1 protein-coding gene is annotated in these 279 nt (G+C 36.6%); it reads right to left on the bottom strand.

Translation table 11 applies throughout. The features are described from left to right. Window positions 1-67: 67 nt before the first annotated feature. On the bottom strand, window positions 68-279 hold a 212-nt coding region (locus AC6CHH_RS16440; RefSeq protein ID WP_498284798.1), incomplete at its 5' end, for a transposase.

Genomic DNA, 279 nt, shown 5'->3' with positions numbered 1-279 from the left:
GGCTGAGTATTTCCTAGATTTGATCTATTTTTCTTTTAATTGAGAAAAAGACTGGAAAAGTGCCCTTTTAGGCTGCTTTTTTCCTTAAGTTTTGTGCAATTGCTAATAAAGCCCATTCAATTTCCACTTTTTGCTTGCCTTTGAGCATAAAGCGGCGGAACCGGTGGTTCTGTTTAATGTTTGCAAAGACTGGTTCAACATCATGGCATCGCTTCTTTCGTTTTTTTATTCCTTGCTCAGAATTCAACAAATGATATGCTTGATCTCGATATTCAATCA

The sequence above is a fragment of the Sphingobacterium sp. GQ94 genome (assembly GCF_059758715.1).
The sequence above is the reverse complement of the archived record's forward strand: the minus strand, read 5'-3'. Positions and strand labels throughout refer to the sequence as shown.